The 12,376-nt window shown below is 73.5% G+C and carries 10 protein-coding genes; 3 read left to right on the top strand and 7 right to left on the bottom strand.

Features of this window, described 5'->3' with window-relative positions; all coding sequences use genetic code 11:
* Positions 1–9 precede the first annotated feature (9 nt).
* From thiD to Vau01_RS45405, 5 genes are all read right to left on the bottom strand, one after another.
* Positions 10–804 carry a bifunctional hydroxymethylpyrimidine kinase/phosphomethylpyrimidine kinase gene (thiD, locus tag Vau01_RS45425; RefSeq protein WP_204006638.1) on the bottom strand — a complete coding sequence of 265 codons (795 nt, stop codon included), beginning with the start codon at positions 802–804 and terminating at the stop codon, positions 10–12.
* Positions 804–4,169, bottom strand: coding sequence for an error-prone DNA polymerase (locus tag Vau01_RS45420; RefSeq protein WP_204006580.1), 3,366 nt, complete (start codon positions 4,167–4,169; stop codon positions 804–806). Before Vau01_RS45420 ends, thiD begins: the two co-directional genes overlap by 1 nt.
* 7 nt (positions 4,170–4,176) lie before the next feature.
* Positions 4,177–5,739, bottom strand: a complete 1,563-nt coding sequence (locus Vau01_RS45415) for a DNA polymerase Y family protein (RefSeq protein ID WP_204006579.1) — start codon at positions 5,737–5,739, stop codon at positions 4,177–4,179.
* Positions 5,736–6,614, bottom strand: coding sequence for a DnaE2-dependent mutagenesis accessory factor ImuA' (imuA', locus tag Vau01_RS45410; RefSeq protein WP_239152373.1), 879 nt, complete (start codon positions 6,612–6,614; stop codon positions 5,736–5,738). Before imuA' ends, Vau01_RS45415 begins: the two co-directional genes overlap by 4 nt.
* Positions 6,615–6,691: 77 nt before the next feature.
* Entirely contained in the window at positions 6,692–7,249 is a 558-nt protein-coding gene (locus Vau01_RS45405) for an SAV_6107 family HEPN domain-containing protein (RefSeq protein ID WP_204006578.1), read from the bottom strand.
* A gap of 355 nt (positions 7,250–7,604) precedes the next feature.
* On the opposite strand from Vau01_RS45405, the gene Vau01_RS45400 reads away from it, so the two are divergent.
* Genes Vau01_RS45400 through Vau01_RS45390 form a run of 3 tightly spaced genes read left to right on the top strand, consistent with a single transcriptional unit; the run spans position 7,605 to position 9,925 of the window.
* Complete coding sequence (locus Vau01_RS45400; RefSeq protein WP_204006645.1) at positions 7,605–8,099, top strand: hypothetical protein; 495 nt, start codon at positions 7,605–7,607, stop codon at positions 8,097–8,099.
* Between the two features lie 45 nt (positions 8,100–8,144).
* Entirely contained in the window at positions 8,145–9,407 is a 1,263-nt protein-coding gene (locus Vau01_RS45395) for an MFS transporter (protein ID WP_204006577.1), read from the top strand.
* Between the two features lie 20 nt (positions 9,408–9,427).
* Positions 9,428–9,925, top strand: coding sequence for a YbaK/EbsC family protein (locus Vau01_RS45390; protein ID WP_204006575.1), 498 nt, complete (start codon positions 9,428–9,430; stop codon positions 9,923–9,925).
* 7 nt (positions 9,926–9,932) lie between these two features.
* Here Vau01_RS45390 and Vau01_RS45385 read toward each other — a convergent pair whose 3' ends face one another.
* Entirely contained in the window at positions 9,933–11,360 is a 1,428-nt protein-coding gene (locus tag Vau01_RS45385) for a phytoene desaturase family protein (protein WP_204006574.1), read from the bottom strand.
* Positions 11,357–12,364, bottom strand: coding sequence for a glycosyltransferase family 2 protein (locus tag Vau01_RS45380; RefSeq protein ID WP_204006634.1), 1,008 nt, complete (start codon positions 12,362–12,364; stop codon positions 11,357–11,359). The genes Vau01_RS45385 and Vau01_RS45380 overlap by 4 nt, the downstream gene beginning before the upstream one ends.
* Between the last annotated feature and the right edge of the window lie 12 nt (positions 12,365–12,376).

Below are 12,376 nucleotides of genomic sequence, written 5' to 3'. Positions count from 1 at the left end.
GCTGGCAGCCTAGTGGTCGGTTGCGGTGGGCCACCCCAACGGGCCGTGGCCCGATCCGATCTGCCAGGCCGCGCCGCGCTCCAGCGCGGCCTGCACGTAACGCTTCGCCCGGTCAAGGGCATCCTGGACGGGGACGCGCTGCGCGAGCAGGGCCGCTGTCGTGGCGGCGAACGTGCACCCGGTGCCGTGGTTGTTCCGCGTACCGACCCACGGAGACCGCAGGAACCGCACGGAGCCCTCGTGCCACACGGCGTCGACCGCCTCGATCCCGGGCCGGCCGCCACCCTTGACCACCACGCACCCCGCCCCGGTGGCGGCCAGTTCGGTGGCGGCGGCGGCCATGTCGTCGTCCGAAATGATCTTCCGGCCGGTGAGCAGCGACGCCTCGCGCAGGTTCGGGGTGATCACCGCCGCGTGGGGGAAGAGTCCCTCCAGGTACGCACTGTCCACAGTGGACGGAAACAGCTGGACACCGTCGGAGTTGACGAGCACCGGGTCGACCACGAGGTTCGGCAGCCGCGGCGCGTACCCGGCCACCGCCCGTACCGTCTCCTCGCTCGCGAGCATGCCCGTCTTGACCGCCGCGACCGGCAGGTCGGCCAGCACCGCGTCCAGCTGAGCGGTGACGAACGCGGCCGGTACCTTCTCGATGGCCCGGATCTCGGCGGAGTTCTGCGCCGTGAGCACGGTGACCACGCTGGTGCCGAACACGCCGTTCAGCGCGAACGCCTTGAGGTCGGCCTGGAGGCCGGCGCCGCCGCCGGAGTCGGAGCCGGCGATGGTGAGCACGGTTGCGGGCTGCATCATCGGAAATCTCTCGACGCTGATCTTGTGGGCATCGCCAATGCTTGCACGTGATCGGCCCGCAGGTTCAGCACGCCCTCGACGTTCTCCAGGATTCCCCGGATCACCAGCGCGTTCGACAGCCGCACCACCTTGCGGAAGCGCAGCCACAGCCCCGGCGTGCAGGTGACGTTCAGCATGCCGGTCTCGTCCTCCAGGTTGATGAACGTGACCCCGCCCGCGGTGGCCGGCCGCTGCCGGTGGGTGACGATGCCGCCGACGTGCACCCGCCGGCCGTGGCCGATCCCGGTGAGGTCCTGGATCGACAGCACCCCGCCGGCGGTCAGGTGCTCCCGCACGAACTGCACCGGGTGCGCGTCGGGAGACAGGCCGGTGGCCCACACGTCGGCCATCAGGCCCTCCACCGGGTCCATCCCCGGCAGCGTCGGCGCGTCGAGGCCGGTGGTGGTGCCGGGCAGGCGTCCACTCTTCTCCTGTGCGGCCGCGCCGGCCGCCCACAACGCCTCCCGGCGGCTCAGCCCGAAGCAGGCGAACGCGTCGGCGGTCGCCAGCGCCTCCAGGTGGGCGGTGGACAGGTCGGCCCGGCGAGACAGGTCGGCCATGTCCTCGTACGGACCGTTCGCCTCGATCTTTTCTGCCACCTCCGCGCCGATGGTGCGCACGCTCTCCAGGCCGAGCCTGACGACCGGGCCGCCGACGCCCCAGTACTGCGGCGGCTCCTTCTTCCCGTTGCGCGCTCCTCCTTCCTGGAGCGGCGGCTCCAGGACGGCTTTGGCCCTGCTGGCGTTGATGTCGGGGCGTCTTACCGTGACGCCGTGCCGACGGGCGTCGTCAACCAGCGACTGCGGCGAGTAGAAGCCCATCGGCTGGGCGTTGAGCAGCGCGGCGCAGAACGCGGCCGGGTGGTACCGCTTCAGCCACGCACTCGCGAACACCAGGTAGGCGAAGCTCATCGCGTGGCTCTCCGGGAAGCCGTAGTTCGCGAACGCGGCGAGCTTGGTGTAGAGGTCGTCGGCGAGCGGGCCGGTGATGCCGTTGGCCGCCATGCCCGTGTAGAGGCGCTCGCGCACCTTGGCCATCTTCTCCATCGACCGCTTGGATCCCATGGCCCGGCGCAGTTCGTCGGACTCGGCCGGGCTGAACCCGGCGACGTCGATGGCCATCTGCATGAGCTGTTCCTGGAACAGCGGGACGCCCAGGGTTCTCCTGAGCGTCTTCTCCAGCTTCTCGTGCGGGAAGGTGACCTCTTCGAGACCGTTCTTGCGGCGGATGTAGGGGTGCACCGAGCCGCCCTGGATCGGGCCGGGACGGATGAGGGCCACCTCGATCACCAGGTCGTAGAACACCCTCGGCTTGAGGCGCGGGAGCGTGGCCATCTGGGCCCGGCTCTCGACCTGGAAGACACCGACGGAATCGGCCCGGCACAGCATGTCGTAGACCTCGGTGTCCTCCAGCGGCATGTTGTCGAGATGGAGGACCGAGTCGATCATGTCGAACGCGTAGTGCAGGGCTGACAGCATGCCGAGGCCGAGCAGGTCGAACTTGACCAGGCCGACGCTGGCGCAGTCGTCCTTGTCCCACTGCAGCACGCTCCGGTTGGGCATCCGGCCCCACTCCACCGGGCACACCTCGACCACCGGACGGTCGCAGATCACCATGCCGCCGGAGTGGATGCCGAGGTGCCGCGGGAACGTCTGCACCTCGGTGGCGAACTCCACCACCTGCGGCGGGATGCCCTCGGCGTCGGCCCGGTTGCCCCACCGGTCGATCTGCTTGCTCCAGGCGTCCTGCTGGCCGGGCGGGTAGCCGAACGCCTTGGCGACGTCGCGCACCGCCGACCGCGGCCGGTACGAGATCACGTTGGCCACCTGCGCGGTGTGCCGCCGTCCGTACTTCTCGAAGACGTGCTGGATGGCCTCCTCGCGCCGGTCGCTCTCGATGTCGACGTCGATGTCGGGCGGGCCGTCGCGCTCCGGCGACAGGAACCGCTCGAACAGCAGGCCGTGCTTCACCGAGTCGACGTTCGTGATGCCCAGCGCGTAGCAGACCGCCGAGTTCGCCGCCGAGCCCCGGCCCTGGCAGTAGATGTCCTTGTCCTTGCAGAACTTCACGATGTCGTAGACCACCAGGAAGTAGCCCGGGAAGTTCATCGTCTCGATCATCGCGAGCTCGTGTTCGATCTGTTTGAAGGCTTTCGGGTTTTCTCCGTAGCGTTTGCGAGCCCCCTCGTAGGTGAGCTTGCGCAGCCAGCTCATCTCGGTGTGGTCCTTCGCCTTGTCCTGGTACGGCGGCAGGCTGGGCGCGAGCAGGTTGAGGTCGAAGGCGAGCTGCGCGCCCAGTTCGGCGGCGGTGGGGACGGCGTCGGGGAACGCGGCGAACCGCTCGGCCATCTCGGCGCCGCCGCGCAGGTGGGCGCCGGCGGCCGCGGGCAGCCACCCGTCGATCTCGTCCAGGCTCCGGCGGGCCCGCACCGCGGCCAGCGCCGTCGCGAGCTTGCGCCGCGCCGGCGTCGCATAGTGGACGTTGTTCGTCGCGACCACCCGCAGCCCCTTCTCCTTCGCGAGGATGGCCAGGGCGTCGTTGCGCTCGTCGTCGTCGGGCAGGCCGTGGTCGGTCAGTTCCACGGTGACGGCGTCGGCGCCGAACAGGTGCGTCAGCCGGTCGAGTTCCTTCCTGGCTTCTGCCCAGCCCTGCGTCGTGAGCGCTCGCGGCACCAGGCCCTTCCGGCAACCGGTGAGCACCTGGACGTGCCCGTGCAACTGGGCGCTGAGCAGATCGAGGTTGTAGACGGGCCGGCCCTTCTCGCCGCCGACGAAGTGGGCCTGCGAGATGGCGCTGCTCAGCCTGGCGTAGCCGTCGGCGCCGCGGGCGAGCAGGAGGAGGTGGCGACCGACCGGGTCGGGCTCCCCGTTCTGCGGGCCGGGCAGGTCGAGCGACAGTTCGGCGCCGAAGACGGTGGGCAGGTTCAGTTGACGCGCGGCCTGGCTGAACCGCACCACCCCGTAGAAGCCGTCGTGGTCGGTGACGGCGAGCGCGGTGAGCCCGAGTTTCCTCGCCTCCTCGGCGAGCTCCTCCGGGTGGCTGGCGCCGTCGAGGAAGCTGAAGTTGGTGTGGCAGTGGAGTTCGGCGTAGGGGACGGCGTCTTCCACGGGCGCGATGTCGGGCGCCTCGTACCCGGGGCGCTTGCGGCCCCACGCGGGGGCGTCACCGCCGTCGGCGTCGGCCACGATCGGGTCGACCACGAGCGGCGCGTCGGGTATACCGGTTCCCCAGCCGTCGGTCCCCTTGCCGGGCTTGCCGGGTTCCCGGCCGGAGAGCCGCCGCTCCAGCTCGTGCCACGGAATGTCGGGGTTGCTAAAGCCCATGGTGTCCTCAGTCGTAGAGCGCCGTGATGTGCCAGGTGCCGCGCGACAGCTCGGCCAGCACCGCGCGGCCGTCGTCGAGGACCAGCTGGAAGCGGGCCGCCCGGTAGGCCTCGGCCGGCGCCCACCAGCGCTCGTCGACGGGCCACGGGCCGGCCCAGTCGACGACCTCGACGTCGTCGGTGCCGGTCACCAGGCGGGCCGGCGGCGCCGACAGCGCCAGCCGGCCGCTGACCGTCACCGGCGCGCCGGCGGCGTCGCGGACCTCGGCGGGGAGCGGGTCGGGGTAGACCGTCGCCGGGGCGGGCGCCGGGATCCGGCCCGGCCACGGCGGTTCGACGGGACGCTCGGGCAGCCGCTCGTCGCCCCACGGCACGAAGCGCACCGCCTCGGCCGGCGACCGCCCGCCGCTCGGCACCGCCATGAGCACGGCGGCGGGTCCGAGGAGGCCCTGCACCCGGGTCATCGCCCGGTGGGCCCGGTCGCGTTCGGCACCGGCGTCGCCCCACAGGCCCAGTTGCAGGCCGCCGTCGGCGAGGACGCCGTCGGGGATCAGGCGCAGGTGGACGATGCCGGCGGTGGGTCTCGCGCTCATGCCGGCGCCGGCTTCGCCGCGCCGGCCGGTGCCGGTGAGCCAGCCGTCGAGCTGCCAGCGGACCCGGTCGGCGATCGCGGCGGCGGAGAGCAGACCGTCGTGCCGCCAGGTGCGGTGCAGTTCCTCGCCGGCCTCGGTGCGCGCCTCGATGCCGAGCCGGGTACAGGCCAGCCCGTGCCCGGCCAACCCGGCGTGCAGCCGTTCGGCGAGCGCCCGGGCGGCGAAGGCGGCCGCGTCGACCCGCTCGACGGGCTCGTCGAACGTCTCGGACACCGCCAGTTCGGGCGGCGGCTGCCGGGGGGCGAGCGGCAGGTCGTCGTCGCCGGCCGCGTGGCGGTGGGCGAGCGCCGCGTCGAACCCGAACCGGGCCAGGACGTCGGCCGCGGGCAGGGCGGCGAACTCGCCGAGGGTGCGGATGCCCAGCCGCCGCAACAGGTCGACCAGCGCCGGCCGGCCGATCGCGGCCACGTTCAGGTCGGCGAGGAACGCGGCCGTCTCCCCCGACCCGACGATCCGGCCGGCGCGGGCGGCGAGCACCGCGGCGAACGTGCCGTCGGCGATGCCCACCTGGGCCTCCACCCCGCACTCCTGGGCGACGTGCTCCACCAGCCGCTCGGCCGCGACCTCCGCGCCGCCGTAGTAACGCACCGGCCCGCGGGCGGCGAGCACCAGCACGCCCGGCCGCACCACCTCGACCCCCGGCGCCAAGTCGGCCACCGCACCCACCACGGGTTCGAACGCCCGGGCATCCCGGTTCGGGTCATGCTCGACTACGACGAGGTCCGGACACCGCCCCTGCGCCTCCCGCTTGCGCAGCCCCCGGAACACGCCTTCCTCGCGGGCCGCCGGCGACGCCACGAGCACCCGGTTGGCATGCATGACCGCCACCATCCCGGTGGCCGCCACCCCGTCGACGATCTCGGCGGCGATCACCGGCCAGTCGGGGCACCAGACGGCGAGCGTGCGGGCCGCCGTCACCCGGCCTCCTCATGCGCGCGGAGGTGATGCACCGTCGCCAGGTCACCGCTGGCCGGACGCAGTTCGCCGCTCGGTGGGGGCAGGATGCCGCTGGGCTGCGGCAGCCAGAGGTGGGTCAGGCGCGGGGCGCTGGCCGCACCGCGTCCACGGGCGGTGACGGTGAGCTGGCGCCCCCGGAGCCGGCCGCGGCCGGTCTCGATGCCGTGCCACGCCGGGTCGGACGCGTCGAGGGTCAGGTCGACGGCGGGCCAGGCCCCGTACGGCATCAGGACGGCGCCGCGTTGCCGGGCCCGCGCCGCGAGCCGGCCGGCAATGGCCGGCGCGATCGTTCCCGGCGCGCTCGCCACGACGATGTCGAAGCCGTCGAGCAGCGCGGCCACCACCGTGGGCCACTCGGGCCCGGGGTTGGGGACGAACGCCAGCCGATCGAGCGCCACCCCGAGCTCCGCGGCGGCGCCCGCCCCGAGCGTGGGAACCCCCACGATCGCGCACCACGACCCCGCCTTCGACGCCTCGGCGAGCACCGACAGCAGCAACGACGTCGCCGCCGGACGCACGACGACCTCTGCGGCCCGCTCACCCGAACGCCCAACGGCACGCCCGGCGAACGCCCCGGCGGCACGATCCGCGAACGGCCCAGAGGCCGGCCCCGCCGACCGCCCGGCAAGCGGCCCGACTGACTGTCCGCTGAGCGGCGCGGCCGTGGCGACCGCGATGACGCTGCCGCGCCGCAAGCCGCCACCGGGGAACAACGGCCGCAGCTCCGGACGCACCGGCAGCACCCGCTGGCTGCCCAACTCGCCCGGGGCGTGCTCGCTCCCGGGGCGGACCAGGTCTCCCAGGCCCGCCTCGCGGACAAGTTGCAGCGCCGCAATACCCCCGGACATTTAGTGCCCTGTTTCCGCTGTGCCGTTGAATGTGCCGTCGATGTATGAACCCGCCGGAACGCGGGTCAGCTCGCGAGGCCCTCCAGGATCGGCTGGTAGGCGAAGCCGAGGCCGACCTCGACCACCGCGATGAACTGCTCGGCCGAACGCATCAGGTCGTCGGCCTCGCGGGCGGTGACCACGCGCGGGATGCCCGCCTCGGCGGCGGCCCGCTTGGCGGCACCCGCCGCGAAGAACGCGGCCCAGTCGCGCAGTTCGGGGGCGACCATCACGACCAGGGTCCACACGCTGGTGGGCCGGCTGCGGCGCACACCCGGCGACGGGATGGCCCGCGCGGCGAGCACAGCCGCCGCGGCGCGCAGTGCGGCCAGGTGGGCGGTGGCGTAACGCAGGCCGTCGGGCCGCATGGTGGCGGCCTCCTCCAGCCCACGCCGGGCCATGGTGAGCAGCTCGCGCGGGGTGCGCTGCGGCAGGGCGTGAGCGGGCACCGGCAACTCCTGACGGATGGGGGCGATGGGAGCGGCGCCTGGTGGCACCGCCGGACCGCCCGCCGGGAACGGGCTCTGCGCTGGACTGTCTGCCGGCACGGCTGACAACGGAGCGGATGATCGCCTGGTCGCCATGGTGTGCGCCTCCCTCACCCCCGTGTGTTGCCCGGCTCGCGACCGAGGGCGCGCCGGCCGGGGTGGTGCTTCCCCACACCACGCCCGGCCGGCCAGGTCCTCACCCACCGCCCGGGGGTCGGGGGAGGTGGGTGAGGACCCCACCATCTGGGCCGGACCCGCGAAAATCCGGCCGTGCGGTCGCGAACCGCAGGCTCGGGACGACTGGCGCCGCGAATCGCCGCCTCCCGAGATTCATTCGAACAGTCGTTCGAACACGGATAACAGTACACCCCGGGTACGACAAAAAAGCAACGCGACACTCGAACGCGCGTTCTAGTGTCGCGCGTCAACGGATCATTGACATAATGGGACGGTGTCCGACCATCGCGCCCTGATCGCGGCGCTCCGCCGTCCACCGTCCTCGCGAGCCGCGGCGATTGACGCCCTTGGCGACGTCCCGCTCCTGCGTGCGGCGCTCGACGAGTTCGAACGGTCCACGATCGACACCGCCCGCGCCGGCGGCGCGAGCTGGGCCGAGATCGCGGCGGCACTGGGCCTGGCCAGCCGCCAGGCGGCCGAGCAGCGCCGGGCCCGATTGGGCGGCACCCCTGGCCAGCGTCAACAAGGCGTTGACAAACTCCACCGAGCCCTCGACACCCTCGCCCACCTGCTCGACAACGCCACCGACACCCACGGGAACGGCCGCGTCGCGCTCGCCCGGGACACCGTCCGGCTCGCCCTCGACGCCCCTCCCGGCCAGCAGATAGACCTGGCCAGGCTGGCCATAGAGGACCTACGGGACTACGCCCGGGAACGGCCGAGGATCGCGGCCGCCGTCCGCCGGGTCGCCGTCCTCACCCGGCATTGACAGCGCTCAGCGCATCCCCAAAGATGAGCCGATGAGGCTCAAGAAGTGAGAGACTTCCGGCGGCTCTGGCTCGGGCACACAATCAGCCAGTTCGGTACGCAGATCGGGATGCTCGCGCTCCCCCTCACCGCGGCCGTCACGCTCGACGCGGGCACCTTCCAGATGGGCGCGCTCACCGCGGCCGAGTACGCGGCGTTCCTGCTCGTCGGGTTGCCCGCCGGCGCCTGGGTCGACCGGATGCGCCGCCGCCCCGTCCTCGTCGCCGCCGACCTCGCCCGCGCGGCGCTGATCGCGTCGATCCCCGCGGCCGTCCTCGGCGACGTGCTGACCCTGGCCCACCTCTACGTCGTGGTCTTCGCCGTCGGGGTGGCCACGGTGTTCTTCGACGTCGCCGGCCAGTCCTACCTGCCGAACCTGGTCGGCAGGGACGCGCTGACGACGGCGAACAGCCGCATGGAACTCAGTCGCAGCGCCGCCTACACCGCCGGCCCGTCGGTGGCCGGCGCCGCTGTCCAGGTGCTCACGGCACCCGTCGCCCTGCTCGTCGACGCCGCCAGCTTCGCCTGGTCGGCCGTCTGCATCCGAACCATCCGCCGGACGGAGCCCACGCCCACGGCACAGCCGCGGAACCTGCGGAAAGAGATAGCGGACGGGCTCCGCCTGGTACTCGGTCACCCGGTGCTGCGCGCGCTCACGGTCTACAGCACCTGGACGGTCCTGTTCTGGTCGATGGAGCGCGCCCTCCACGTGATCTTCCTGCTGCGGGTGGTCGGCCTGGACGCCGCCGTCATCGGGGTCCTCGGCACGGTCACCGGCCTGGGTGGGCTCGCCGGCGTGTTCGCGGTCGGCCCGCTCACCCGCCGGTTCGGCGTGGCCCGCCCGCTCGTCGGCGCCGCCGTCGCGTCCCATCTGGGTCTTCTCCTGGTCCCGCTCACCACGAGCGGTACCGGCCTGATCTGCTACGTCGCCGGCACGGGCCTGTCGGCGGCGGGGATCATCGCGTTCAACGTCGTGTCCGTCACGTTGCGCCAGCGGATCTGCCCCGACCACCTCCTCGGCCGGATGAACGCCACCATGCGCTTCGCCGCGTGGGGGCCGATCCCGTTCGGTGCCCTGCTCGGCGGCGCGGTGGGCACGGCCCTCGGCGTGCGGGCGGCGATCTGGCTGGGCGCGGGCGTCGCGACGCTGTCGCTCGCCGCGCTGGTGCGGCCATCGGTGGTCGCGGCGATCGCGGCCGTGCCGGCCATCGAGGGGACGCGGGGACGACGTACCGAATTGGAACCCGCCCCTCCCCCATCGTTCAGCTGAGAAAAGGCAGGATTGCTGCCATGCCGGTCCATCCCAACGTGCAGGCCGTTCAGGATGCCCTCGACGCCGCCGGTGCCCGTCGCACCGACGGCTCGCCGTCGCGGGTCCGTACCCTTCCCTCCGCCGTGCACACGGCGGTGGCCGCCGCCGCGGCGCTCGGGGTCGAGGTCGGGCAGATCGCGAACTCACTCATCTTCGACGCCGACGGGGCACCGCTGCTGGTGCTCACGTCCGGCGCCCACCGCGCCAACACGGCCCGGCTGGCCGAGGTGGCCGGTGTCACGGTCGTCCGGCGGGCCGCCCCGGACTTCGTCCGCCGGCACACCGGCCAGGTCATCGGCGGGGTCGCCCCGGTCCATCCGACCGTCGAGGGCACGCAGATGCGCACGCTGATCGACAAGGCGCTCTTCGAGTACGACGAGGTGTGGGCGGCGGGCGGCATTCCCCAGGCCGTGTTCCCCATCACGCCCGACGAGCTGCGCCGGCTCACCACCGGCGACCTCACCGACGTCACCTGATCTGGCGTCACCCGATCTGGGCGGCAACGATCGCCGACGACAGCAGCACCATCGGCAGGCCGCCGCCGGGATGGACGGAGCCGCCCACCAGGAACAGCCCCCGCACGGGTCCCCGGTTGGCCGGGCGGAGCAGCCCGGTGAGGCCGTGTGCCGCCGTGCCGTAGATCGTGCCGCCCGGCGCCCCGGCCCGGTCGCGCAGGTCGGCCGGCGTGCGCACCGCACGGAACAGCACGCGGTCGCGGACGTCGGCGCCGCGCTCGGCGAGCAGGTCGAGGATCCGGTCGGCGTACGCGTCGGCCCGGCCCGGAACGGTCCAGTCGACCGCGCCCTGCGGCGCGGCGTTCACCAGCACGAACCAGCCCTCGTGGCCGGGCGGGCGCACGGCGTCGTCGGCGGCCGCGGTCACGAAGACCGTGGGGTCGGCCGGGATGCGGCCACCGAAGACGGCGTCGAACTCGGCGTCGTAGTCCGCCGGGAAGTACACCGTGTGGTGGGCGGCGTCGGAGGTGCCGCGCAGCCCGAGCAGCACCACGAAGCCGGCCAGGCTGCGGTCGGCCAGCTTCGCCAGGCGGGCCGGCGTCGGGAGCAGGTCGCGGTAGACGTGTTCCGCGTCGGCGTTCGCCACCACCACGTCGGCCGGCACCCGGGTCCCGTCGGCGAGCGTGACGCCGCACGCGCGTCCCCCCGCCGTTTCGATCCGGGCGACGGCCGTACGCAGGCGTACGGCCACGCCCCGCGACTGCGCCGCCGCCAGCAGCGCGTCGGCGATGCGGGCCAGGCCGCCCGGCACGTACCAGCCCCCGAAGTGCAGCTCGGCGTAGGGGATCGCGACCAGCGCGGCCGGCGCCCGGCGCGGATCGGCGCCGGCGTAGGTCGCGTAGCGGTCCAGGAGCATGCGCAGCCGGTGGTCGCGCAGCGTCGACCGGCCCAGGCCGCGCAGGGTCCGGCCGGGGGCGACCGCGGCCAGGTCGCGCAGGCGCCAGGCCAGCCGGCCCACGTCGAGCGGTGACGTGAGGGGACGCGTCAGGATGTGCCGCCACGACGTGTCCCACACCCGGGCCGCCCGCCGCCACAGGCGACGCCAGTCGTCGGCGGCGTCCGGGCCGGCGAGCGCGCCGATGCGGGTGGCGAACTCGTCCGGGTCGCGGCACGAGTCCAGTTCGGAGCCGTCGGGAAAGCGGTGGCGCACGATCGGGTCGAGTTCGACGAGGTCGAGGTCGGGCAGGACGTCGGCGAACACGTGCGGGAGGGTCACCAGGCTGGGGCCGGTGTCGAAGCGGAACTCACCGGAGCCGGTCGGTACCACGAGCCGGCCGAGCTTGCCGCCGACCTCGTCGGCCTGCTCGAACACCGTCACCGTGTGGCCGGCCGCGGCCAGGCGCACGGCCGTGGCCAGGCCGCCGACGCCGGCACCGATGATCACCACGTTCGTCACGTGATCCGCCGGCCCTTCCAGGTGACGCTGTGCCGGCGCCGGAACGAGCGGGCGACCAGCCAGCCGAACAGCAGCACGGACGCGGGGTGGCCGAGCGCGTCGGGCCAGGCCCGGCCGCCGGTGGCGCGGGCGGCGACCACCCGCGACAGCACACCGGCCAATACCCCGAAAGATGCGTATATAGGCGACATGAGAAGACCGACCACCGGGACCACGAACAGCGCGACCAGCATCGCCACCACCCCGACGGCACCGGCCGCCGACCCGAACGACGCCCACAACGACTTCGTGTAGCCGTCGACCAGTTGCGGCCACGAGTCGTACATGCGGCAGGTTGCCACCGCCGACCCGTCGGCGAGCGCGATCCGGCCACCGGACCGCTTCACCGCCCGCGCCAGCTCCACGTCCTCCAGCACCGCGGACCGCACCGCCGCGTGCCCGCCCGCGGACACGTACGCCGACCGGCGCACGACGAGGAACTGCCCCCCGGCGGCCGCGAGCGACGGGCGGCGCGAGCGCTCCATCGCCCGCAGCGGCAGGAACGCGAGCCACGACCATTGCAGCAACGGCTGCACGAGCCGCTGCCCGAGCCCGGTGGCGACGATCCGCGGGTACGGCGTGAGCAGGTCGAAGCCGTCCAGGCCGGCCACCGCGCGGGTCACCGCGTCGGTCGTCAGCACCACATCGGCGTCGACGAACACGAGGACGTCGGCGTCGGTGGCCCGCGCGAGCTGGTGGCACGCGTGCGGCTTGCCGAGCCAGCCGGCCGGGAGCGGGTCGCCGTCGATCACCCGGATCCCGAGGCTGCGGACCAGGTCGCCGGTGCCGTCGGTGGAGCCGTCGTCGAGAACGAGGAGCTCCGGGCCGCCGTCGAGCGCGAGCAGGGAGCGCAGGCACGGCCCGACGCGGTCGGCCTCGTCGCGGACCGGCAGCAGCACGGCGACACTGGCGGCGGCACTGGCGGCCGCGCTTTCGGCGGCGCTTTCGGCCGTGCTTTCGGACATGGGCAATCGACG

The organism is Virgisporangium aurantiacum (assembly GCF_016863635.1).
In the GTDB taxonomy this organism is placed as follows: domain Bacteria; phylum Actinomycetota; class Actinomycetes; order Mycobacteriales; family Micromonosporaceae; genus Virgisporangium; species Virgisporangium aurantiacum.
Note: the sequence above shows the minus strand (reverse complement) of the source record. Positions and strands in the feature narration are given on the sequence as shown.